Raw genomic sequence first — 23,176 nt, 5'->3', positions numbered from 1 at the left:
CCTCTCCTACAGCGCGCATGCCGCGCGATAGCCCATCTTCGTCGCGTCGGCGATGCGCCCCGGCGTCTCGCAATCGCCCACGAGGTACACCTCGTCCACAAGCGGCTTGCACGCCTCGCCCAAATCGTGGTTCTCGGCAAGCCCCAGCGTGATGGCCACGGTCTTGGCGGGGATGAACAGCTCCATGTCGCCCTCCGGCGTGGTCTGCACGGCCCCCACGCCCTCCTCGGTGATGGCCGTGACGCGCGTGAGCGGGTACATCTCCACGTTCTCCGCCTGCTTGAAGCTGCTGATCAGCCCGAAACGATCGGACCCGCCCACGTCGAAGCCCACCTTCTTGCGCTCCTCGATGATGGCGGTGGTGCGGCCCGTCTCCATGCACAGGTGGCCGAACTCGCAGCCCGGCAGGCCGCCGCCGATGATGGCGACGTTGCGGCTGATGGGCCACGGCGACTTCTCGGTCATCGTGCGCGCGAACGACGGCGTGTAGTACATGCTGAGGAACAGCGACCCCGCGCCCCACATGAAGCTGTTGAACGCGCCCCTCTTCCCTGCGGGCTTATGGCCGTTGATCATCTCGAGGAAGTCGTGCGACGAGACGACGTTCTTGCCGTCGGCGCCCGGCACGTCCAACCCCAGGGGCTTGCCGCCCACGGCAACGATGGCCGCGTCGGGCTTGGCCTGCCGCACCGTTTCGGGCGTGACCTTCGTCTTGAGATGCACGGTGATCTGGGGATGCTGCTTCACCTGCGTGAGGAGGTAGTCCAGGTAGCGCTCGTGGTAGGGGCTGAAGATGCTGCTCATCTTCACGCACCCGCCGAGGCGCGGCCCTTCCTCGTAGAGGTCGACGGCGTGCCCGCGCTGCGCCGCGGTCAGCGCGGCGTTGATGCCCGCCGGGCCCGAGCCCACCACCATGACCTTCTTGCGCTTCGACGCCTGCGGGAACGCTTCATGGTCGAGCTCCTCGCCCAAACGCGGGTTGACGCCGCAGTAGTTGAGCGGCTTGCCCTGGCTCACCACGTCGTCCAGACAGCGGCAGCACACGATGCACAGGCGCATGTCGCAGGTGCGGTCTTCCATCACCTTGCGGGGCAGCGCCGGGTCGGCGATGCTGTAGCGCAGCCCGGCGACCACGTCCATCTTGCCGTCTTGGAGGTTCTGCTCCATCACGCGCGGATCGGTGTTGCGATACCCCTGCGCCACCGGTTTCTTCGCCACGGTCTTGATCTGCTGCGAGACGAACGTCCAGTGGCCGTCCTCGATGGCCTTCGTGGTGAGCGGCTCGCTGGTCTCGTGCCAGCCCACGGAAAGGTCGTGCAGGTCGCAGCCCGCTTCCTCCAGCATGGGGGCGATGCGCAGCGCATCCTCCATGGACAGGCCCGGACCCGCGGGGCTCTTGATGAAGTCGATGGGCGACCAGCGCACGACGATGGGGAACTTAGGTCCCACGACCTCGCGCACGCCGCGGATCACCTCGAGCGTCAGCTTCACGCGGTTCTCCAGGCTGCCGCCGTACTCGTCGGTGCGGTTGTTGGTGGCCAGCGCCATGAAGCGCGACAGGATGCCGCCCACGCCCGCCATGACCTCGATGGCGTCGAAGCCGGCTTCCTTGCACACGCGCGCCGCGTTGAAGTACTGCTGCTTGAACGCCTCGATCTGCTCGAGCGTCATGGCGCGAAAGCCGCCCATGAACTTGAGGATGGCGATGTCGGACGGGCCGTAGGGGCCTTCCGGCGTTTCGGCGTCGGGCTTCCAGTCGTGCACGTAGTACGGCTGCGCGCAGATGAGGCCGCCGTGCTTGTGCACCGGCTCGATCATGTAGCGCTGCAGGTCGGGGATGCAGCTTTCGTCGTAGCAGCTGGGAAGCTCGTGGATGTGATCGGGATCGATGTCGTTGCGCTTCCACGGGCAGATGGTCTGGATGATGAGGGCCGTCTGCCCTTCGGCGCGCTCCTCCAGGTAGTTCGCCAAACGCTGCGTGGGACGGTTGTCCTTGGTCACGTATCCCGCGCCCGGCGACATGGACGTGGTGATCATGCGGTTCTTCAAGGTGATGCCGTTCACCTGCAACGGCGATCCCAGGACGGGGTACTGCGTGCTCATGCGTTCGAATCCTCTCTTCGTTCGTGTAGATGCCGATGCAGCGTGCGGGCGCCGACAGGGGTGGCGGCGCCCACGTCGCGATCGTGGGTGACAGGTGCGATGCCTACTTTCCGCGGCGCTTCCAAGCTTTCTGCGACACCGCCAGCGTGACGGGAACCAGCACGACGGCCAGCACGTACATGCCGATGACCAGGATGAAGCACAGGTCGAACGAGCCCGTGGTGTCGTAGATCATGCCGTACACCAAGAACGATACGGCCGTTGCGATGAAGATGCCCGTGGATACCCAGCTGTAGATTTGCGAGTAGTTGAGCGATCCGAAGGCCGCGCGCGCCAGCATGGGCGCGATGACCGTGAGGCCCGCGTACCCGCCGCCGAACACCACCATGCCCGCGTAGAACAGGGCCACGTTCTCGCCCGCGATGTAGGCCAGCAGGATGCCGATGGCGCCGCACGATGCGGCGATGATGCCCGTGTACTTCACGCCGATCTTGTCGTTGAGCGCGCCCAGCACCAGCTTGAACACCACGCCGCCCACCATGATGATGGACACGGCCATGGCGCCTGCGCTCGCGCCCAGCGCACCGTGCGCGGCGAACGCGGGGATCTGCTGGAAGAAGGCGGCGCACATGACGAAGATGCAGGCCACGAGGATGAGCAGGTAGAGGCCGGGCGACTTGATGGCCTGCGCCACCGTGGCGCCCTCGTCGGGCTCGGGGGCTGCGGACTGGTTGGCCGCATCGTCTTGCTCTCCCGCGCCGAACGGAAGCAGGCCCATGACCGTGGGGCTCTTGCGCACGAACGCCACCGTCAGCACCACCGACAGCACGGTGGTCACGATGGACAGCGCCGCGCGCGCCGTCTGCCAGCCGAACTGGTTGATCAGCTCCTGGCCGATGGGGCTGGCAACGGCCGCCAAGATGGACAGCGTCGCCGCCGTGATGCTGATGGCCAAACCTGCGCTCTTCTTGAACCAGGCGTTGATCAGCACCGGAGCCGCCAGGTACATGTAGAACGCCGACGTCACGCCGTACACCACGCCGTAGAGGTTCCACTGCCACAGCTCGGTGGCGTAGGCGCTCGCCCACGATGCCAGGCCGAAGGCCGCCGAAACCGCCGCGAGGATCCAGCGCGGGTTGTACTTCTCCATCAGCTTGCCGGCTATCGGCGCGCACACGGCGGCCACCAGCGGCTGGATGGTGCGGTACATGGTGGTGTCGGTTTGCGTCCAGCCGAACTGGTCCATCACCGGAGCCACGAAAATGCCCGAGGTGTTGCCGATAATGCCGGTTGGGATGGAATAGAACCCGATGCACCCGATAACGACGAGCCAAGCCCACACGGCTCCTTTGGTACGCGCAGTGCCCATGTCCTCATCTCCTTGTCTCAAATCCCCTGAAACTTCCGATGAAAGACGTGGAGCAAATACCGTGCCAAGCTGACGCGATCATGGGATGGAACGAGACCGGGAAGGTGCCGCCTCGCTCGATGGGGCAAGGGGCGGGACTACCGTCTTATTCGATCGGCCGCTCGGAAAAGCGAAGGGACGGGGGACAAGACATCGATCCCCGTCCCTTTGTCCCGTTCCTCGTTTAGCCGAAGGGGCCGTTCTCCTTCTTGAGGAGCTGCTCGTCGTAGAGGCTGGCGACATCGTCGGGCGTGGCGCCCAGCTCTTCGAGGATGTCCTCGTTGTCGGCGCCGACCAGCGGCATGCCGCGCCAAATCTGCCCCGGGTTGTTCTTCATGCGCGGCACCACGTTCACGCCGCGGATCGACTCGTCGTCGTAGGAGTTCTTCCACTCGGTGAAGCTTTCGCGCGCCTGGTAGTGCGGGTCGCGCTCCGCCATCTCGTAGGTGTAGATGCGGCTGCACGGCACGCCGGCTTCCAGCATGAGCCGCTCGGCCTCCTCGGCGGTGTGCGATCCGAAGAACGCCTCCATCGCCTCCTCCAGCACGTTGCCCGCCTCGCTTCCGAACGAGATGACCGGCGTGCCCTCGGGGAACAGTTCGCTGCCGTACTCGAGGCCGAACAGCGGCAGCGCCGCGCGCACCACGCCGGGACCCAGGATGAGCGTGTAGATGGGCACGCCGTCCTGGCAGATGTACGTGCCGTAGCCGGCGCTCGACGTGCTGTGCGAACCCTCGCGCACAGGCAGCGCGCCCGTGTTCAGGTAGTTCAGCGCGTAGAAGCCCTCGCAGCGCAGCATGGCCTCGTACTGAGCCACGTCCACGCTGTCGCCCTTGCCCGTGCGCTGCGCGTTGATGTAGCCGGCCAACGCGCCGATGCTGGCCATGAAGCCCGCGTAGTAGTCCGACACCTGGGGAAACGCGAGCACCGGCAAGCGGTCGGGATACCCGTTCATTTCCATGAAGCACCCGTAGGCCTGGCCGATGCCGTCGAACGAGGCGCGCGACACGTACGCCGGGTCGCCCGTCTGGCCGAAGCCCGAGATGTGCGCGATGGTCAGCTTCGGGTTGACCTCCCACAGCGCCTCGTCGGTCATGCCCCACTTCGCCATCTGGCCGCCGCGGAAGCCGTCCACGAGGATGTCCGCCTGCTTCAGCAGCTCGAAGAACCAGGCGCGGCCCGCGCCGTCCTTCACGTTCATGCACAGCGAGCGCGTGTTGCGGCGCTCCATCTGCGTGCCCCAGCCCTGCAACGCTTGGTTCGTGGGGCGCGAGGTGTCGCGGCCGCGCGGGCTTTCCACGCCGATGACCTCGGCGCCCAGGTCGGCTAGCAGGCTGCAGGCGAACGGCCCGGCGATGGCCATGGTGAGGTTGACCACCTTCACCCCTTGCAGCGGACCGAACTTCGGGCAATCTTGAGCTTTCATACGGTTCCTCCTTCTCGACAGCGCCGCCTCCGGGCGACTGCAAGGTTCACCTGCAAATTTGATGCCAACATGGCATGATATTTGCGAGTGGTTGATCGAGACGTACCCGACCGATGCAGAAGGAGCCGTCATGGCGAACAAGGATTCCGACGTCTACAAGAACTTGGTGCGCATCGAAGAGCCGGAGGCGCGCATCCACGTCGATGCGCCCGACGGCGTCCTGCCTTTGGCGCTCAACGTGGAGCTGCCCGGCGGATACGTGTCCGAAGCGGTTCCCAGCGGCGTGCGCCTGCCTCATACCGCAACCGCTATGTTCTCCACGGCCGACTCGTTCCAGCTGGCCGCCGAGTTCCACATCCTCATGGGAAACCGTCCGCTCGCCTGCGACAACATCCCGCTGTGCCGCATCCGCGTGCGCAACATCAAGTGGAGCGGCGCAGGCGTGCCCCAAATCGAGCTTCGCTTCGATATCGACGAAGCGGGCATGCTGACCGTATCGGCCGCGAACCTCGACCGCAGCAACGCCGAGATCGTCGTGTTCACGGCCGGAGACGAAGTGGCCCATGACGACGTCCGGCGGGCGCTGGCCGACGCGGACGAGCATAAGGCCGACGACCAGGCCACGCGCGACCTCATCCAGAAGATGCTCGATTGCTACGCGCTCATCGGCGCGACGAACGACTATTACAGCGCGGCGAAGAAGAAGATGGGGCACGGCGCGAAAAGCGCGTACAAGCAGGCGCGCAAGCGCCTGGAACAGGCCCTGAGCGTGGACGTGGCCGATGCGACCGACGACACGACGACCGAGTTGCACGCCGCCGAAGCCGCCTTCCGCGACCAGCGCCAGCAGATCCTCCCCCTCTACAAGCAGGTCATGGACTGGTACCGGTAAGGCGTCCGGCGCCTCATAAATCGGGCATGCGAGAACGTCCTGGAAGGGAATCCCATTCCAGGACGTTTTTCCAATTGTGAGACTTGAGGGTTTTTCGTTGTGAGACTTGAGGACTTTTCATTGTGAGACTTGAGGGTTTCGCATCATCCTAAGCAAGCCCAGCGGAAGCATTGTCGCCCCAAAAACACAGAATTGTCGACGAAACCGTGTTTTTGGGGCGACAATGTTCGCTACACGCCCCCGCAACGCAAGCGGGCCGCCCGAGGGCGGCCCGCTGTGCGATTCGCGTTTGCGGTCGAGCTTACTTCTTCGCCCAGGAGCGACGGCCCATGGGGACGATCACGAGCGAGCAGATGAGCGTCACCACGTAGAAGCCGATGATGAGGTAGAAGCAGCCGGCGAACGATCCGGTGATGTCGAAGATCTGCGCGTAGATGAGCGCCGAGAAGCCGGAGAACACGTTGAGGCCGGTGGCCACCATCGAGAAGATGTTGGCGTAGTCCTTCTGGCCGAACGCCTGGCGGCACGCCATGGGCGGCACGATGTTGAGCGCGGCGAAGCCGATGCCGAACAGGAACACGCCCACGTAGAACATCATGGCGTTATCGACGCTGAACAGCACGATGGCGATGCCGGCGGCGCCGAAGATGCTGGCGACCACGCCGGAGACGCGGGCGCCCGTATGGTCGCACAGCCACCCCAGACCGAACTTGCCGAACAGCTGGCCGATCATGCACACGGTCACGCCCATGGCGCCCACGGCCGCGCCCAGCGCGCCGGTGGAAGCGTAGGACGAGAACTGCTGCATCATGCCGGCGGCGATGACGAAGAAGCCCGCCATGACGATGAGCAGCCACAGCGCCGGGTTCTTGCGAGCCTGCGCGGCCGTAGCGCCTTCGTCAGCAGCGACGTCGATGACGGACTTGGCCTCGGACTTCGCGGACGCAACCTCGGCGGCGCCGTAGCCCCAGGGCAGCACGCCCATCTTCTCGGGAGACTCGCGCAGCAGCGCGGCGGTCAGCACGACGGACGCGATGAGCGCGATCAAGCTGATGATGATACGGGCGGTATGCCAGCCATAGCCGCTGATCCAGCCCTGGATGACCGGGCTCATGAACGCGCCCAGCAGCGACGCGCACACGCCGATGACGCCGATGACGGTGCCGTTGCTCTTAGCGAACCAACGGTTGATGAACGTCGGCGTGGCGATGTACATCCAGAACGCGGCGGACGCGCCGTACAGCACGCCGTACACGTTCCACTGCCACGGCTCGGTGAACCAAGCACAGGCCAGCGAAGCCAAGCCGAAGACGGCGGCCGCGGCGGTCATCACCCAGCGAGGGTTGAACCTGGAGATGAGCTTGCCGGCGAACGGCGTGCAGATAGCCGCCACCCACGGCTGGATGGACATGTACAGCGTCGCGTCGGTGCGCGACCAGCCGAACTCTTCCATGACGGGCGATGCGAACAAACCGGCCTGGTTCGCCACGACGCCCAAGGGGATGGCGTAGAAGGCTACGCAGGCGACGGCGATCGCCCATGCGTAGTTGCTGCCCTTCATTGTTTCAGTTCCCATAGTGCCTCCTTTGTTTTACCTGAGAATCCCCAACGCCATAGCGATATGCAAAATCCGTGCCATCGTTAGGGCGCCAGAGGGTTCCCCTCTCTTTTCTCGCGGCGACGCGGCCCCGGTTCGAACGCGCCGGGGCCGCGCCGTCCGCCGTCGAGCTACTCGCCCTTGCGCAGCACCCCCTTCTCGTACAGCAACTCGATCTCCTTTTCCGAATAGCCGAATTCCTCGAGCACGTCCTGCGTGTCGGCGTCGTACTTCGCCCCTCCGCGCACGATCTTGCCGGGATGCTTCTTGAAGCGCGGGATCATGTTCACCTGCTTGACCGTCTTCTGCGTGATCTCGTCGTAGCAGTCGACGAACACCTCGCGCGCCTGGTAATGCGGGTCGTTCAGCATCATCTCGTAGGTCATATGGGGGCTCACCGCCACGCCCATCTGGCCGAAGATGCGGTTGACCTCCTCAACCGTGTGCTTCTCGCACCAGCTGTCCAGCGCGGCGCGGAACTTCGCAGCGCGGTCGGGCAGCGGCTCGTCCAGGCTCTTGCAGCCGGGCTTGCGCGTGACGGAGGGGTAGGTACCCAGCGGCTGGAAGTCGGGATCGTCGGCGAACCCGAAGAACTCGACGAGCTTCTTCACCGGGCCGGCGCCGCCCACGGCCACCTGGCAGTAGCCGTCCTTGCACTTCTGCGCGCCGGCGCACGCGCCCACGAGGTCTTCGTTGCCGATGCGCATGGGCTGGATGCCGTGGTTGATGCCGTCGGACAGCGTGGCGCCCTGCAGACGCACGAGCGCCTCGAACTGGCAGCAGTCGATGGACTCGCCTTCGCCCGTCTCGCGCGCGCGGATGACAGCGGCAAGCGTGGCCCAAGCGCCCATGAGACCGGTCATGAAGTCGCCGGTGAAAGGCTTCGTCACGCTGGGCGGGCTGTCGGGAAAGCCGTTGAGGTTCGAGTAGCCCGAGAACGCCTGGCCGATGGGGTCGAACGACGCCTTGCGCACGTAGTCCGGGTCGCCCCAGTTGCCGAAACCGGAAATATGCAGGATGACCAGCGCGGGGTTCGCCTCCCACAGCACCTCGTCGGTAAGGCCCCACTTCTCCCAGGTGCCGCCCTTCGACGACTCCACCAGCACGTCGGCCCACTTCACCATCTGCAGCAGGATCTCCTTGCCCTCGGGCGAGGGGATGTTCAGCGTGATCATGCGCTGGTTGCGACGGTCGACCGACCATGCGTCGCCGTACATGCGGTACATGTCGGGCGCCACCGTGCTTTCCAGCTCGATGACGTCGGCGCCTTGCTCGGCGAACAGCTCGCAGACGAACGGCGCCGCGATGACCGCGCCGGCGTTGAGCACCTTCAAGTTCTGCAAGTTGCCGAACTTGGGGCGATCCGATGACTTCATATGCGTTCCTCCTTGTGTCCTGATCCCGTATCGTGCGTCGTCCGCGCGGGGCGGGGCGACAACCGTCTCTGGCCTTCGACTTAGCAACTAGCGTGCCAATCTTTCGCTGCCGCTGTTCTCTTCTTACGCCGCCGGCATCCCGCTATCCTCGCCCCCTACCCTTTGCTTTTACTTTTGTGGATTCCTCGCGCGTCGACTCTCGACGGGACGCTTTTTCGTATGCTGCTGGCAGGAAGACGACGACCGGAGGCGAGCGACATGATCATCGGCATCACCACCACGTACGTTGAAGAGGAGCAGAAGGACGAGATCGTCCCCGTCGAGCGCGTGACGGTGGAATACGTGCGACGAGTGGCCGCCGCCGGCGCCGTGCCCGTGCTGCTGCCGCCCGTGGAGGGCGGCGCGGATGCGAACCGTCGAGCGGCGCGAGAACTGGTAGAGCGCCTGGACGGCCTGGTGCTGGCCGGCGGCGGGGATCTCAACCCGGCGACGTACGGCGACGAAGCGCGCCTGGCTGAAACCGTGAACGTATTCGATGGGCGCGATGCTCTGGAGCTGGAGCTGGCGCGCCTTGCCCACGAGCGCGATCTGCCCACGCTGGGCATCTGCCGCGGCATGCAGGTGCTCAACGTGGCGCTGGGCGGCACGTTGTACCAGGACGTGCACGCCTGCGGGCTCACCGACGCGGCGCATCAGCAGAAGCCTCCCTACGACGTCGTGCGCCAGCGCGTCGACATCGCGCCGGGCAGCGTGCTGGACCGGGTGCTGTGCGACGGCGCGGGCGAGGGCATGGTACCAGGCTGCAAGGCGGGATGGCCCGCATCGCTCGAGACGAGTTGGGAGGGCCTCGCGCCTGCGCCGCATTCGCTGCTGGTGAACACGATGCACCACCAGGCGATCGCCTGCGTGGCCGACCCGCTGCAGGTGAGCGCGGTCAGCGGCGACGGTCTGGTCGAGGGTTTGGAGGACCCATCGCGGCGCTTCTACCTCGGCGTGCAGTGGCATCCTGAGTACCTCGACAACAACGTTCCGCTGTTCGAAGCCCTGGTTGCCGCCGCGAAGTAGCACGCCCACGTCGGCGCACCGCCCATCCATGCTTGGCACGCATCGCCCGCCCTTTGTGAAGGTCGCTTGGGTTTCGCACACGGGATGGCGGGCGCTTGCTATAATCCATTTAGTTTGATTATCAAAGCATTGAAGGCGCGCCTCGAAAGCGCGGCCAAGGACGGAGCAGCATGGGCAGCACGATCATCGGATGCGGAAAGTCCCTCCCGAAGCTGGAAGTGGCCAACGACGAGCTGAAAGCGCTCGTCGACACGAACGACGAATGGATCAGCACGCGCACGGGCATCAGATCGCGCCACGTTGCCGTCGAGGAAACCGCTACCGATCTGGCCGAAGCCGCTGCCCGCCAAGCGCTGGGTCTTGCCGACGGCGGCTGGCGCGAGGGCGACGAGGCCATCGACCCCGCTTCCATCGACCTCGTCATCTACGCCACCATCACGCCCGACGTGCTGGTGCCTTCGGCCGCCGGGCTGCTGCGCCGCCGCCTTGGTCTCGAGAACGCCATTGCGTTCGACCTGAACGCCGCCTGCACGGGCTTCGTGTACGGCCTGACCGTGGCCGAGTGCATGATGGCCGGTTCGACCGCCGGAGCGCCCGGTGCCGCGGGCCGCAACCCCGTTCGCCGCGCGCTCGTGGTGGGAGCCGAGCGCCTGACGCGCGTGACGGGCTGGAGCGACCGCAACACCTGCGTGCTGTTCGGCGACGGCGCTGGCGCGGCGGTGCTGGAGTGGAACGAGAACCGACCTGGCATCATGAGCAGCTTCATCACGAACGCCGACGACGACACGAACGCGCTCACCTGCTCGTTTGCCTACGACGCCCCGTTGCCGTTCGACATCGACGGCGCGTCGCCCGAAGCCCCCGAAGACGCATCGCTCTCCCGTATCGATGCCGAGCTGGGCATTACCGAATTCGTCGACGCGGGCGAACCGCGCCAGGTATTGCGCATGGACGGCCCCAAGGTGTTCAAGTTCGCCGCCGAGGCCATGACCACGGCCGTGCACGAGGCGCTCGACCGCGCAAACCTCACGCTGGATGACGTCGCCTGCATCGTGCCCCACCAGGCGAACGAGCGCATCATCAAGTACGCCGCCAAGAAGCTGGGGCGCCCGATGGATTTCTTCCAGCTGTCCATCGACCACACCGGCAACACGTCGGCCGCCAGCCTGCCTATGGCTCTATGCGACGCGTACAACGCCGGCCGCATCAGGCGCGGCGACAAGGTGGTGCTCGTCGCATTCGGCGGCGGCTTCACCTCCGGCGCGGTGCTGCTGGAAGCGTAAATCAGCAAGCGAGCATGGCAGAGGGATGAGATATCGACCACGTCCCTCTGCCATCGATCACCAAACGAAACGGGCGCCCGAAGGCGCCCGTTTCGTTTGGTGATCGATGTTTCCTACCGCTTGGGCAGAGCTCGAAGCACAGCGCGAGCGCATAGCACAGCGGCCACCGCCTTCAGCAAGTCGGGCACGGCGAAGGGCGCGATGGTCACCATGAAAGCTGCCGCCAAATCGACGCCTACCACAGCAGCGTACTGGAAGCATCCGCACACGTACGTCACGATGATGAACGCCAAGCAGGCCACCATGTCGACCACGATCGCCATCGGACCCGAAACCCCCTTCTCGCCTATCGCACGCCTCAGACCCTCGCGAACGAGCAGCGCAACCGCCGCAGCCAGCAGAAATCCCCACAGGTATCCGCCCGTCGGTCCCATCAACATGCCGATACCGCCGCGCATGCCTGAGAACATCGGCAAACCGATAGCTCCTAGCGCCAGGTAGCCGGCGATAGAAGCCATGCACTGCTTCGGCGTGAGCACCATAATTGCGAACATGACCGCGAACATCTGCAGCGTCAGCATCACCGGCCCGATCGGGATGGACACCCATGCGGACACGCCCAAGAGGGCGATAGTCAACGCGACGAACGCGATCGAGCGCGTGCGCGATGTCCCCATAGAACCCTGTTTCACCTTGTTTGCTTCCATGCTCCGCTCCTCTTCCAGGACGATCCTTCGTTTTCAGCAGCCTCGCACTATAAGCAAACCCCGCAGTTTTGTGAACCGCGGGGTTTAAGCAAGGGTGACAATCTGGATGCGCGATACGAGCGGCTTAGAACTTCGCTTTCAGTTCTCCGCTCTCGAGCTTCTTCAAGCGTCCCATCTCTAAGACGATGAACACCACCGTGGTGAAGATGGCCAGGAAGTCGGCCGCGGGGGTGGCGAAGTACAGCGCGTCGAGGCTGACGAACTGCGGGAACCAGCTGGGCAGCACCATCGGCAGCACGATGAGCAGCGGCACCAGGAACAGTATCTGGCGCGTCAGCGACAAGAAGATGGACTTGAGCGGCTGCCCGGTTGCCTGGAAGTAATTCGAGCCCACGATCTGGAAGCCGATGAAGGGCAGCATGAGCAGTTGCACCTTGAGGGCGAACACCGTGAAGTCGCGCAGCGATTCGTTCGTGATGCCGAAGAACCCGACGATTTGCTCGGGGAATAGATGCACGAGCGCCCACAGCGCCAAACCGATGCCCGTCGCCCCGAAGATGCCGTACCATAGCGTCTTCTTCACGCGCTCGAACAGGTGCGCGCCGTAGTTGAAGCCCAGCAGCGGTTGGATGGCGATGGACACGCCGATCAGCGGCAGCACCGCGAACATGGCCACGCGCTGCACCACGCCGATAGACGCGAGCGCCCCCTCGGCCCCCAGCGGGCTCATGGCGCCGTACATGTTCAGCAGATTGTTCAGCACGAAGTTCACCACGGCCATGCCCGCCTGTACGGCGAAGCTGGCCAGACCCAGCGACAGAATCAGCCGCACCGTGCGCAGATGCAGCGGCAGGTAGTGCAGATGCAGCTTCATGGGCACGTTCTTCGTAACGATGAAGTACCACAGCACCGTGGCGCACGAGATGGCCTGGCCGCACACCGTGGCCAGCGCGCTGCCCTGCACGCCCCAGCCCAGCACCATGACGAACAGGAAGTTGAACACCGTGCACGATACCGCGCCGATGATCATGGTGCCCAGCGCGCGGTTCGGTGCGCCGGCCGTACGGATGAAGTTGTTCACGCCCATGCCGATGCACTGGAACACGAAGCCCAGCGAGATGATCTGGATGAACGAGCGAGCGTACTCCCAATCCTCCGCCGTGGCGCCCGACACGCCGAGCAGCGCATTGACGCAGGCGGGAATATGCATGAGCACGGCCACGATCACCGCGAACACGAGAGACAAGCACACCGTGTTGCCCAGGCTGCGCTCGGCCTCCACCCGGTTGCCCTCGCCCATGCGCAGCGCCGCCAGCGCGTTGCCGCCGTTGCCCACGAGCATGGCGATAGCCATGAACACCGTCATGATGGGCATGGCCACCGTGGCGGTGGCAAGGCCGATCTCTCCCATGGCCTGCCCCAGGAAGACGGAGTCGATGACGTTGTACGCACCGTTGACCAGCATGCCCAGGATAGAAGGGATGGCGAATTCCACGATAAGCCGCGGAATGGACGCCGTACCCATGCGGCTGACTTTATCGTCGCGGCCCGTGCGCTTCGGATCTTTGCCGATCGGCGCTCCGGCACGTTCTTCACTGAGGTCGAGAGAGGGGTTCGTTGCTTCTGATTCCATGAGTTCGCCGCTGCCTTTCGAGCTTCTCCAATTTCGAGGAACGGCACATTGTAACCCATCTTTTCGCCGCCGCACAGCCTGGAAATCGGATACACCGTAAAGCCGCACCGCGTATGCTATATTTGAGCAACATCGCCACGTTACATGGAGAACAGGGGAAGCATGTACCGGATGAAGGAATTCTCGGCCATGACAGGCCTGCCGCAATCGAAGATCCGTTTCTACGAGAAGCACGGCTTGATTCTCTCGGATCGTCAGGAAAACGGTTACCGAGTATTCACCCCCGAAGATGCCTTCAAATCAAACGCATTTCGTGTGCTGCTGCAATACGGGTTCAGCATCGATGAAGCGGTCGCTATGCTCGACGCGAAACAAGGCACAGAAGAGTTCGAGCGGTCACTGCTGCATCAACAAGAAAAGCTCATGCACGAAGCCGACCTGATCGCGTACCGACTAAGACGGCTTGAAAGCACCCTTGGCGCGATACAGTCTGAACCTGGTTTAGAGTTCGAACTGGTGGATGCCGCCGATCAGGTGTACATCAACTCTTCATACGGACGAGACTTCCATGTCTCGCTCGAGCACGAGAAAACGATCTCGCAGTATTACAACCTTCTGAGCATCACCAGCTGTGCACGCATCATCAAGCGAGACGACCTGCTGGACAACCGCCCAACGATCAACCCCGACTATGTCATGACCATGCCCGAACACGAGAGCTACCGCCTTGACGAAGGGGCGCGAAAGCAGGTAAAGCGCCTCTGCTTGGGAAAATGCATTCGCTTTAGAAGACAAGCGACCCGAACGGAAAGCGTGCAGAAGGAAACGTTCACGAGCCTGTTCGAACACCTCGACAGCCACGGTTATCGAGTGAGGAACGACATCATCCTCTTCCCCTCCTTCCTCAATCTCGACGGATTCGGAAGCGACATCGAAACTCTGTACGTGCCCGTCAGCTGAAGTGCATAAGGAAAGGGCTTCGGCGCAGCGAACGCGACGAAGCCCTTCAAGGGAGGGAAAGAACCGCGTTGCTAGTACAGCACCTCTTCGTCAGGCGCGTACACATGGCAGTTCTCGCAGTAGTTGAACGTGATCTCTTTGTCCTTCTCGTGGCAGTTCACGCATGCATTGTAGCCGCCGTGCAGGGAATCATGCGGATTCCAATCACCCAGGTCAGCAGTGCGCTCGGCAAGCGCTTCGTAGCTACCGCCATGGCAGCTGAGACACTGCTCGTCGGAAACGTAGGCGCCCGCCTCGCTCGACACCGTTTGGGTCTTCGTACCCTCGCTCGACCCGGAATCGGCCTGTTGCGGCGCACAACCCGCTATCGCGAACACCGCCACCAACGCAACCGCCACGAGGGCAATCATAATGTCCAGACGCAAGGTAGACCGACTCATGCCTGGCCTCCTTTCAACATATGCTCTACCGCCACGTAGCCGAACGTCGCCGCACGACCCACCGACGTGCCGGGAATATGGCGCGGGTAGTTGCCTGCGTAGAAGTTGCCCGACACGTTGCCCGTGGCATAGAGTCCTTCAATAACCTTGCCGTCCTTGTCCAGCACCTGGGTGTCGCCGTTGATGGTGAGGCCGCCCACCGTGGCAAGGATGACGCTGTTCGTGACCAAGGCATAGTACGTCTCACCCGTGAAAGGCTTGTTGTTGCCCGTGTAACGGTAGTAGTCGGGGTCGCGCTCCAAGCCGTCCTCGAAGAAGCTGTTGTAGCGCGCCACCGTTTCCTCAAGGGCGGCGGCGTCGATGCCCGCCTTAGACGCTAGCTCGCCCAAGGACGAAGCGCGGAACAGATGGCCCTTGGCCTCGTCGCGCTCAAGCTGTTTCTCGGCGCTCGGCTCCTTCTCCAACGCAGAGGCGATCATAGCCTGGTCGAAGATATGGAAACACTGATGGCCGCGGCGCTTCTGCACGTTGATGGCGTTCGACATGTACTGGCGCGCTTGGTTCTCGTTCACAAAGCGCTTGCCCTCTTCGGTGACGATGATCGAGTAGTTCATAGCGCCGGGGAAGTACACGCGCTTCTCGACGAACGTGGACGGGGTGGCGTTGCTGAAGTTCATGACCGGATGCGGCAATGAGTCCATGTCCGCGCCGATACTGAGGCCCATCATGTGGCCGTCGCCTGTGGTTCCCCAGCTGGGATTCCACCACACAGAGGACTCGTAGTCTTCAGGGCGCACCCACGCTTGCATCATCTCAGGGTTCGCGTCGTAGCCGCCCGTGGCCAGCAACACGCCCTTGGATGCGTTGATGCGCACGTATCCGTCGCCGTTCTTAGCGATGCAGCCGATCACACGACCGCCGTCTTCGCGGATGAGCTGCACGGCGGGCATCTCATAGCGAATCTCCAGGTTGTCGTAGGTTTCGGCAACCGCGCGCAGCTCCTTGCACACGTACAGGCCGAACAGCCACGTAGTGCTGATACCCTCGGGCATCTTGAAGTTGACGTAGCTGTCGATGACGGGGAAACCGTTGTAGTTCGGCGCCTGGTCGAACTTGTACAGCTGCCAACCCGAACCACCCTTGTCGAGCATATCCTGCCAGAAATCGGCTACTTCGCCCGACCGGTTCACGTACGTTTCGATGGAGCAGGGGTCGACGCGCCAATCCGCAGCACGGTAGATCTCATCGCGCAGCTGAGCAGGATCGATATCAATCCCCTGCTCCTTTTGGAACTTCGCGCCCACCGCGCCGAAACTCTCCCACGCCGAGCGTCCCTCGGTCATCTTCTCCAACGTGATGACCTTCGCGCCCTCCTCGGCCGCCTTCAAACTGCCCATCAGCCCGCCGATGCCGGCGCCGATGATGAGAACCTCGCACTCCTCGGTAGAGCTGATCTCAGATTCGGCGATATCACGATCCTCGAACGCGATCGGCCCGCGCGGACCGGGAAAATCAGCCTTGCGCAGAGGGCACAGCGACGCATCGTCACCCAGAGCCTTGGAATACTCGTTGCCTGAATCCGTCGCCTCCGTTGATTGCGCATCGGCAGCCCCGTCGTCCGCAAACGCCTTGCCTGCTCCGGGAAACGCGAGCATGCCCGCTGCCGCAGCTCCGGTTAACCCCGCTCCTCTGAGAAAGTCTCGCCGTGACAATCTGGCTTGTTCCATCTCTCCTCCTTTACGTACGTTCCCTCTTGACGCCGCTCAGGGCGCAGGGACAACGGTAGACCCTGAACCATGTCGAGGGTCAAGCAGGAGATTCAAAGAGAACGACGGGCTTTTCGACAGAACGAGCGTGCTACACGAGGTGCGCTTCGCCGGAGGAGATTGCGGTTTCGATGCCGGATTCGCTACGCAGCACGAGACGGCCTTGAGCGTCGACGCCCACAACCGCCCCTTCCGCCAGCAGATTGTCCGCACGATCGACCATGCGAACGTTTTGTCCGTTCAAGCTGGAGTAGGCGTTGAACTCGTCCACAAGCGGTGCGAAGCCGTTGCGCCGCCATACACCGTACAGCGGCGCGAAGGCGGCGAGGAGCGCTTCGAGCACTGCTTCGACAGCGACGGCCGGCGCGGCAACGGAATCCGCGAGGTCGGCCACGTACGCAGGACGATTCTTGCCTCCCACGTCGGGGCGCTTGTCGGGCGGCAGTACGTTCACGCCCACGCCCACGCACACGCCGCCGCCGTGCGCCTCGAGCGAGATGCCGCAAAGCTTCGCGAAATCAGGCGCTCGGCCGTCTCGCGCACTGCAAGCATCGCCTTCGTTGGCACAAAATAACCGCTGTGCACGATTTTTCTGCCCTAATTCCTTCCCAGATTCGGAAAACCCCAGGTCGCGAATTTCGGTTGCTTCAGGAAATCGTGCATAGCGCGCCTTTTGTGCCAGCACCACATCGTTGGGCCATTTGATGCGCACGGCCTCCTCAGCCCGCGCGCCCGCCAGCGCAACGAGTGCGCGGCGCACCGCCATGCCCACAACCAGGCTCAACGTGGGAAGTTCGCGCGGCGCCACCTGGGGGCGCAACAACAGCGAGCAATACAGTCCGCCTTCCGGGCTGGTCCACGAACGACCCTGCCGGCCGTAACCGGAAACCTGGCGAAGCGCGCGGACGACGAGGCCTTCCGGCTCTCCCGCCTCCAACGCGCGCTTGACTTCGTCGTTCGTCGATGCAACTTCCTCGTGCAGAGCGATGCGAAACGGGAAGCCGCTCGGCGAACCGCCTTCCCCCTCGTTGCCGAATCCAAATTCCGAAACACGCGCATCGCCTTTCCGGAGCGACGAAGAGCCGTCGACGCAAAACGAGGGCACAGAGCGCCCCTTGCTCACAGCCGCACGCTCTTCCCCACCGTAACCCCATCGACGCTAACCGGCACGTCATTGGCAAGCACGTGGCCAGGGAGCAGCTCCAACAGGGGCTGCACTACGAAATCGCGTTCCAGCAGGCGCGGATGCGGCAACGTGAGCACATCGGCATCCACGACGTACAGCTGGTAGTCGAGGATATCGAGGTCGCACGTGCGCGGCCCGTTCCGAACCTCGCGCACACGACCCAGGCTGTTCTCCACCGCATGCAGGTAGCCCAGAAGCTCTTTCGGCGGAATACCTGTGCGCAAAAGCACCACGGCGTTCACGAACGAATCTTGGTCGAGGTAGTAGGCCGGCTCGCTCTCGTAAAAGCTGGAGATGTCGACGATCTGCGAGTCGGGCAGCGAACACAGCTCGGTGATGGCCTGGTTGAGCATGGCGATCTTGCCCTCGCGCTCCTCGCCGGGCGAGGCCACAAGCGGGACGTTGCAGCCCATGCCGATGAGCGCGTAGGGCCGCAGCCCTTCGAGCGCGGCAACCGTGGCCGCCACGTTGTGCGCGCGCACCACGCTGGCTCCCAGCTCGCAGGCCATGAGCGCCTCGGCAGCCGAAACCTCGTCGCGCGCAGAAGGTTCGTCGATGCCGTACGCCCAGCCCAAGAAGCTCTTGCGCGACACCGCCACCATCACTGGGTAGCCCAGACGCACGAACTCTTGGAAGTTGCGCACCAGCTCCAGCGTCTGCGACGGCGTCTTGCCGAAGCCGGGACCGGGGTCAATGCAGATGCGGTCGTGCGCGACGCCCGCAGCCTCCAAAGCGGCAGCCCGGTCGCGCAGCCACTCGCGCACGTCGGCCACCACGTCGTCATACGAAGGCGCGTTCTGCATGGTCGAGGGGTCGCCCTGCATGTGCATGACCACCAGCCCGCAATCGCTGTCGCGCACCGCATCCACCATGGCGGGGTCGCGGAAGCCGGACACGTCGTTCACGATGGCCGCGCCCGCTTCCAAGCACGCGCGCGCAACTTCGGCGTGGCGCGTATCGATGCTCACGCACACATCGCGCTGCGCCAATGCGCGCACCACCGGCAGCACGCGCGCCAGCTCCTCGTCCACGGACACCGGCGCGGCGCCGGGCCGCGTGGACTCGCCGCCCACATCGATTATGCGGGCTCCCTCCTCCGCCATGCGCTCGGCATGAGCCAGCGCGGCATCGAAGCCGTCGTGCTGGCCTCCGTCGGAGAAGGAGTCGGGGGTAACGTTGAGAATGCCCATGACGATGGGCATTCTCGTATCGAACTCATAGGTTGCGCAGCGCCAGATCATCGTTCGGTGCCGTCGCCTTTCTGCTCAGGGGCTTGCGGAGCCGGAGCGTCGACAGGCGCCTCGTCCGACGTCGACGAAGCAGATGCGGGCGCATCGTCGCCGTCGCCCTCCGCAGGCTCGCGGTACGGCGGATTCGGATCCTGGTCGCCCGGCTCGACCGGCTCTTCCTTCCAGTTCGGGTCGGCCAGATGCTCGTCGCGGGCGCGCGCGGCGGCCTCCTCGGCCTCCTTGGCCGCGATGATCTCGTCCTCGTGCTTGAGGTACTCGTCCCACGTGTTGTCCAGCAGGGCAAGGCACGCCTCGCCTTCCACCGTTTCGCGCTCAAGCAGCACGTTGGCCATGAGATCCATCTGCTCGCGATGGCTTGCCAGAATCTCATAGGCGCGATCATGCGCGTCCTTCATGATGCGGGCGACCTCGTCATCGATGCGCTTCGCCGTCTCCTCCGAGTAGTCCTGCGTGTTGCCGTAGTCGCGGCCCAGGAACACTTCGTGGTTCGGCTGGCCAAACACCTGCGTGCCCAGCTCGGCGCTCATGCCGTACTGCGTGACGATGGCGCGGGCCATCTTCGTGGCGCGCTCGAGGTCGTTCGATGCGCCCGTGGTGATGTCGTCGCAGAAGATCTCCTCCGCCACGCGACCGCCCATGAACACGGCCAACTCGTCGCGCATCTCGCCGAGCGAGTTGAGCACCTTGTCCTCCTTGGGGATGGACAGCGTGTAGCCCAGCGCTCGGCCGCGCGAGATGATCGAAATCTTGTGCACGGGATCGGCGTGCGGAAGCAGGTGACCGACCAGGGCGTGACCGCTCTCGTGGTACGCGATGGTGTGCTTCGTCTGTTCGTCCAGCACGCGACCCTTGCGCTCGGGCCCGGCGATGACGCGCTCCATGGACTCGGACACTTCCTGCTGCGTGATGATCTTCTTGCCGCGACGCGCGGTGAGCAGCGCCGACTCGTTCATGAGGTTGGCCAGGTCGGCACCCGTGAAGCCCGGCGTGAGCTTGGCCACCTTCGACAGGTCGACGTCGCTGCCGATGGGCTTGTCCTTCGAGTGCACCTGCAGGATCTTCTCGCGGCCCTTCACGTCGGGCGCGTCCACCACGATCTGGCGATCGAAGCGGCCGGGGCGCAGCAGCGCCGGGTCCAGAACGTCGGCGCGGTTCGTAGCGGCGATCAGCACCACCGAGTCGTTGCTCTCGAAGCCGTCCATCTCCACCAGGAGCTGGTTCAGCGTCTGTTCGCGCTCGTCGTGGCCGCCGCCGAGGCCCGTGCCGCGCTGGCGGCCGACAGCGTCGATCTCGTCGATGAAGATAATGGCCGGGCTGGCATCCTTCGCCTGCTGGAACAAGTCGCGCACGCGAGACGCGCCCACGCCGACGAACATCTCGACGAAGTCGGAGCCGGAAATGCTGAAGAACGGCACGCCCGCCTCGCCGGCGACGGCGCGCGCGAGCAGGGTTTTACCAGTGCCCGGAGGGCCCACCAAGAGGCAGCCGCGCGGGATCTTCGCGCCCATGGACTGGTACTTCGCCGGGTTCGCCAAGAAGTCCTTGATCTCCTGCATCTCCTCGACGGCCTCGTCGACGCCGGCCACGTCGGAGAACTTCACGTCGGGGCGCTCCTCGATGGACTTCTTCGTCTTGGCCTTGCCGAAGCTCATCTGCGAGTTGTTCGCCTTCTGCATCTGGTTGAAGAAGAAGAACAGGATGAGGCCGATGATGATGAAGGGCAGCAGCGTGCCGAGCAGCTCCACGAACGGGCTGGGCAGCGCCACCTCGTACGGCACGTTGGGATGCGCCGCCATGAGGTCGCCGAGCGAGCCGCCGTAATAGGTGGACGTGAAGTTGCGCTCCACGCCCAGCGTGGCCCCGTTGATGTCGGTGGTGCCCACGCCGCCGAGCGCCTTGCCCGTCTCGGGGTTCTTCAGCGTGGCCATGCGCGCGTTGAGCGCCTGGAAGGCTTCGTTGAACGCATCGGCGCCGGTGGAGCCCGCCGTGATGGCGGGATAGTACGAGCCCGACACCGTGTAGTCGCCGGCGTTGTACACCACCTTCGTCGCGCGATCCTGCTCGACGGCCTGCACGAACTCGGACGTGATCAGGCGGTCGGTGGGCTTGGCGCCCGCGGACGACATATTCAGGAACTGCTGGCCCACGAAGAAGGCCACCAGCATGAACAGAACCACCGAGATGATGGTCGTCCTCGGGCTGGGCTGCTGGAACTGCGATTGTTTGTTTTGCTGTGCCATAGCGTCTAACTTTCCTTTTCTCACCGACTCGCGCTGCGAGACGGACAGACCCGCGTGCCCGCCCGTCATCGCATGCGGCCGATGCCGCATACCCTTAGCACGACGCGACTCGGCAACGCCGAACCGGTCGACCGCCAAGGTAGCTTCGCTAGTAAATCTCCGGCTTCAAGATGCCGATGTAGGGCAGGTTGCGATACCGCTCCGCATAGTCCAACCCGTAACCCACGATGAACTCATCGGGGCACTCGAAACCGATATATTTGCAATCGATCTTCGCCTGCGCAAGCGTCTTCTTCCGAAGAAGCGTGGCTACCTCGATGGAAGCCGGTTGACGCGACGACAGGTTTTTCAGCAAGTACGTCAGGGTAAGACCGGAGTCGAGGATATCCTCGGCCACGATGACGTGACGCCCTTCGATTTGAGACGAGAGGTCTTTCAGGATACGCACCACGCCGGAGCTCTTGGCGCCGTTTCCGTACGACGAGATGGCCATGTAGTCCATTTCGAGCGGAAGCTCGATCTTGCGCGCCAGATCCGCCATGAAGATAGCGGCACCGCGCAGAACCGAGATCAGGATGATGCCCTCGTCGGCAACGTCGGCGTAATCGCTCGTAATGGCTGCGCCTATCTCGCCTACGCGATCGGCGAGCTGCTTTTCGGTGAACAGGATCTCCGAAATGTCGTTGTGCACGTTCCTAACCTCTATCGTCGCATTTCGCTTCTGCTATCGCCCCTGATCAATCTGCGAGATCAATGGGCGAGAGCGTCACGCTTACCTTGAATTCAGCTAGTGTACCATTGCCTCTCCGGGAAAAGGAGACGATACGGTAACGCCAGCCTGCCTGTCACGATTTTTACATTTCGCAATGGGAACTGGGACGATAGGTTGAAAATGCCATAGGCTGGCGCAGCAAGTCAGCAAGGGCGGTTGCGGCGCGCGGGATCGTGGGGAGAGCGCAGGCGAAGCGCATCTCAATGTGCGAGCCCTCGACTCGACTGAGAGATCGGGCGGCGCAGCCGCCCAGCGTCGAGTCGTTCGCCGTCCGTCAGGACGCCGAACCCGCGAAGTCCGGGAACTCCTCCAGCAAACGACCTACGGGCAGGCCGATGACGGTGTCCATCGCGCCGTCGACGCGCGCCACCAGATCGGCTCCGGCCCCCTGCACGGCATAGGCGCCGGCCTTGTCGAACGACTCGCCCTTGCGCAGATAGTCGACGATCTCTTCGTCGGTCAGCTCGCGGAACGTCACAGCCGAGCGATCGACGAACGTGCGGAAGCCCAGCGAGATGTTCTCGGGCTCGGGCGCGGCCACCATCCATACGGATACAGCCGTCAGCACTTCATGCGTGCGACCCGACAGGCAGCGCAGCATACGCTTCGCGTCGGACAGGCTGACGGGCTTGCCGAATATCTCCCCTTCGCACACCACCATGGTGTCGGCGCCGATGACGGCGGCCATGCCTGTGTAGTCTTCGGCCAGCACCTCCTGCACCACGGCGCCGGCTTTGCGCTCGGCCAGCTTCTTGCACGCCTCGGGCGGATCGGCCAGGAGGTCGGGCTCCAAGGTCTCGTCCACCTCGGACGCGTGCACGACGAAGCGCACGCCGGCGTCTTCGAGCAGCTGCTTGCGGCGCGGCGACGCGCTGGCCAGCACGATGTCGAGGGCGGGCGTTACGGGGTCGGCAGACGAAGCGGCCGATGAAGTGTTCTGTTCGTTTTCCATGCGCGGTATTGTAGCGCAGCGGGCGCAAGCGTTGCACCAAGAGCACGCAGGTTCCACGCGAAGCGCCCAGACGCAAGCGCGGGCAACTCTGACCCCGACCGCAAACTCCTCCCCGATTCT

The 23,176-nt window shown here is 63.9% G+C and carries 18 protein-coding genes; 4 read left to right on the top strand and 14 right to left on the bottom strand.

What is annotated here, in order from left to right:
- Window positions 1-6 precede the first annotated feature (6 nt).
- The 3 genes from GT613_RS08395 to GT613_RS08385 form a co-directional block, all read right to left on the bottom strand.
- A complete protein-coding gene (locus tag GT613_RS08395) occupies window positions 7-2,103 on the bottom strand; it encodes an FAD-dependent oxidoreductase (protein WP_161172585.1) in 2,097 nt (698 codons plus the stop codon).
- Window positions 2,104-2,206: 103 nt separating this feature from the next.
- On the bottom strand, window positions 2,207-3,472 hold the full coding sequence (locus GT613_RS08390) for an MFS transporter (RefSeq protein WP_009305244.1): 1,266 nt from the start codon (window positions 3,470-3,472) through the stop codon (window positions 2,207-2,209).
- Window positions 3,473-3,695: 223 nt separating this feature from the next.
- Entirely contained in the window at window positions 3,696-4,937 is a 1,242-nt protein-coding gene (locus tag GT613_RS08385) for a CaiB/BaiF CoA-transferase family protein (protein WP_035584703.1), read from the bottom strand.
- Between the two features lie 130 nt (window positions 4,938-5,067).
- Here GT613_RS08385 and GT613_RS08380 point away from each other — a divergent pair, with 130 nt between their 5' ends.
- A complete protein-coding gene (locus GT613_RS08380; RefSeq protein WP_009305246.1) occupies window positions 5,068-5,829 on the top strand; it encodes an Hsp70 family protein in 762 nt (253 codons plus the stop codon).
- Between the two features lie 301 nt (window positions 5,830-6,130).
- On the opposite strand, the gene GT613_RS08375 is transcribed toward GT613_RS08380, so the two are convergent.
- The gene (locus GT613_RS08375; protein ID WP_161170774.1) at window positions 6,131-7,405 is read right to left on the bottom strand and encodes an MFS transporter; all 1,275 of its coding nucleotides are present in this window, start codon (window positions 7,403-7,405) and stop codon (window positions 6,131-6,133) included.
- A 152-nt stretch (window positions 7,406-7,557) separates the two neighbouring features.
- On the bottom strand, window positions 7,558-8,802 hold the full coding sequence (locus GT613_RS08370; RefSeq protein ID WP_009609038.1) for a CoA transferase: 1,245 nt from the start codon (window positions 8,800-8,802) through the stop codon (window positions 7,558-7,560).
- A 258-nt stretch (window positions 8,803-9,060) separates the two neighbouring features.
- Here GT613_RS08370 and GT613_RS08365 point away from each other — a divergent pair, with 258 nt between their 5' ends.
- Entirely contained in the window at window positions 9,061-9,867 is an 807-nt protein-coding gene (locus tag GT613_RS08365) for a gamma-glutamyl-gamma-aminobutyrate hydrolase family protein (protein ID WP_021409991.1), read from the top strand.
- Between the two features lie 170 nt (window positions 9,868-10,037).
- The gene (locus GT613_RS08360; RefSeq protein WP_009305250.1) at window positions 10,038-11,150 is read left to right on the top strand and encodes a 3-oxoacyl-ACP synthase III family protein; all 1,113 of its coding nucleotides are present in this window, start codon (window positions 10,038-10,040) and stop codon (window positions 11,148-11,150) included.
- A 113-nt stretch (window positions 11,151-11,263) separates the two neighbouring features.
- Here the strand turns inward: GT613_RS08360 and GT613_RS08355 are convergent, their stop codons facing one another.
- Entirely contained in the window at window positions 11,264-11,857 is a 594-nt protein-coding gene (locus tag GT613_RS08355) for a biotin transporter BioY (protein WP_009305251.1), read from the bottom strand.
- Window positions 11,858-11,981: 124 nt separating this feature from the next.
- Window positions 11,982-13,490 (bottom strand): MATE family efflux transporter, encoded by a 1,509-nt coding sequence (locus GT613_RS08350; protein WP_009305252.1) that lies wholly within the window; start codon window positions 13,488-13,490, stop codon window positions 11,982-11,984.
- A gap of 162 nt (window positions 13,491-13,652) precedes the next feature.
- On the opposite strand from GT613_RS08350, the gene GT613_RS08345 reads away from it, so the two are divergent.
- Entirely contained in the window at window positions 13,653-14,450 is a 798-nt protein-coding gene (locus GT613_RS08345) for a MerR family transcriptional regulator (RefSeq protein WP_086414262.1), read from the top strand.
- A 71-nt stretch (window positions 14,451-14,521) separates the two neighbouring features.
- On the opposite strand, the gene GT613_RS08340 is transcribed toward GT613_RS08345, so the two are convergent.
- The 7 genes from GT613_RS08340 to GT613_RS08310 all read right to left on the bottom strand — a co-directional run bounded on the left by GT613_RS08340 (window position 14,522) and on the right by GT613_RS08310 (window position 23,056).
- Window positions 14,522-14,890 (bottom strand): cytochrome c3 family protein, encoded by a 369-nt coding sequence (locus GT613_RS08340; protein WP_009609084.1) that lies wholly within the window; start codon window positions 14,888-14,890, stop codon window positions 14,522-14,524.
- The gene (locus tag GT613_RS08335) at window positions 14,887-16,617 is read right to left on the bottom strand and encodes an FAD-binding protein (RefSeq protein ID WP_015761441.1); all 1,731 of its coding nucleotides are present in this window, start codon (window positions 16,615-16,617) and stop codon (window positions 14,887-14,889) included. Before GT613_RS08335 ends, GT613_RS08340 begins: the two co-directional genes overlap by 4 nt.
- A 130-nt stretch (window positions 16,618-16,747) precedes the next feature.
- Window positions 16,748-17,761 carry a biotin--[acetyl-CoA-carboxylase] ligase gene (locus GT613_RS08330; protein ID WP_009609083.1) on the bottom strand — a complete coding sequence of 338 codons (1,014 nt, stop codon included), beginning with the start codon at window positions 17,759-17,761 and terminating at the stop codon, window positions 16,748-16,750.
- A gap of 14 nt (window positions 17,762-17,775) precedes the next feature.
- Window positions 17,776-19,083, bottom strand: a complete 1,308-nt coding sequence (gene folP, locus GT613_RS08325) for a dihydropteroate synthase (protein WP_015761443.1) — start codon at window positions 19,081-19,083, stop codon at window positions 17,776-17,778.
- A complete protein-coding gene (ftsH, locus tag GT613_RS08320) occupies window positions 19,080-21,332 on the bottom strand; it encodes an ATP-dependent zinc metalloprotease FtsH (RefSeq protein WP_015761444.1) in 2,253 nt (750 codons plus the stop codon). The genes folP and ftsH overlap by 4 nt, the downstream gene beginning before the upstream one ends.
- Before the next feature lie 148 nt (window positions 21,333-21,480).
- Complete coding sequence (gene hpt / locus GT613_RS08315; protein ID WP_009305259.1) at window positions 21,481-22,023, bottom strand: hypoxanthine phosphoribosyltransferase; 543 nt, start codon at window positions 22,021-22,023, stop codon at window positions 21,481-21,483.
- A 355-nt stretch (window positions 22,024-22,378) separates the two neighbouring features.
- Window positions 22,379-23,056 carry a nucleoside triphosphate pyrophosphatase gene (locus GT613_RS08310; protein WP_086414261.1) on the bottom strand — a complete coding sequence of 226 codons (678 nt, stop codon included), beginning with the start codon at window positions 23,054-23,056 and terminating at the stop codon, window positions 22,379-22,381.
- Window positions 23,057-23,176: the final 120 nt, after the last annotated feature.

Origin of the sequence: Eggerthella sp. BIOML-A4 (genome assembly GCF_009875575.1) — a bacterium.
Taxonomy (GTDB): domain Bacteria; phylum Actinomycetota; class Coriobacteriia; order Coriobacteriales; family Eggerthellaceae; genus Eggerthella; species Eggerthella lenta.
Note: the sequence above shows the minus strand (reverse complement) of the source record. Positions and strands in the feature narration are given on the sequence as shown.

Excerpts from the sequence above, each read along its gene's own strand:
- GT613_RS08345 (WP_086414262.1), top strand. The coding sequence starts at position 13,653 with ATGTACCGGATGAAGGAATTCTCGGCCATGACAGGCCTGCCGCAATCG.
- GT613_RS08360 (WP_009305250.1), top strand. The coding sequence starts at position 10,038 with ATGGGCAGCACGATCATCGGATGCGGAAAGTCCCTCCCGAAGCTGGAA.
- GT613_RS08310 (WP_086414261.1), bottom strand. The coding sequence starts at position 23,056 with ATGGAAAACGAACAGAACACTTCATCGGCCGCTTCGTCTGCCGACCCC.
- GT613_RS08365 (WP_021409991.1), top strand. The coding sequence starts at position 9,061 with ATGATCATCGGCATCACCACCACGTACGTTGAAGAGGAGCAGAAGGAC.
- GT613_RS08375 (WP_161170774.1), bottom strand. The coding sequence starts at position 7,405 with ATGGGAACTGAAACAATGAAGGGCAGCAACTACGCATGGGCGATCGCC.
- GT613_RS08355 (WP_009305251.1), bottom strand. The coding sequence starts at position 11,857 with ATGGAAGCAAACAAGGTGAAACAGGGTTCTATGGGGACATCGCGCACG.
- GT613_RS08395 (WP_161172585.1), bottom strand. The coding sequence starts at position 2,103 with ATGAGCACGCAGTACCCCGTCCTGGGATCGCCGTTGCAGGTGAACGGC.
- GT613_RS08380 (WP_009305246.1), top strand. The coding sequence starts at position 5,068 with ATGGCGAACAAGGATTCCGACGTCTACAAGAACTTGGTGCGCATCGAA.
- GT613_RS08390 (WP_009305244.1), bottom strand. The coding sequence starts at position 3,472 with ATGGGCACTGCGCGTACCAAAGGAGCCGTGTGGGCTTGGCTCGTCGTT.
- folP (WP_015761443.1), bottom strand. The coding sequence starts at position 19,083 with ATGATCTGGCGCTGCGCAACCTATGAGTTCGATACGAGAATGCCCATC.
- GT613_RS08335 (WP_015761441.1), bottom strand. The coding sequence starts at position 16,617 with ATGGAACAAGCCAGATTGTCACGGCGAGACTTTCTCAGAGGAGCGGGG.
- GT613_RS08340 (WP_009609084.1), bottom strand. The coding sequence starts at position 14,890 with ATGAGTCGGTCTACCTTGCGTCTGGACATTATGATTGCCCTCGTGGCG.
- GT613_RS08350 (WP_009305252.1), bottom strand. The coding sequence starts at position 13,490 with ATGGAATCAGAAGCAACGAACCCCTCTCTCGACCTCAGTGAAGAACGT.
- GT613_RS08385 (WP_035584703.1), bottom strand. The coding sequence starts at position 4,937 with ATGAAAGCTCAAGATTGCCCGAAGTTCGGTCCGCTGCAAGGGGTGAAG.
- ftsH (WP_015761444.1), bottom strand. The coding sequence starts at position 21,332 with ATGGCACAGCAAAACAAACAATCGCAGTTCCAGCAGCCCAGCCCGAGG.
- GT613_RS08370 (WP_009609038.1), bottom strand. The coding sequence starts at position 8,802 with ATGAAGTCATCGGATCGCCCCAAGTTCGGCAACTTGCAGAACTTGAAG.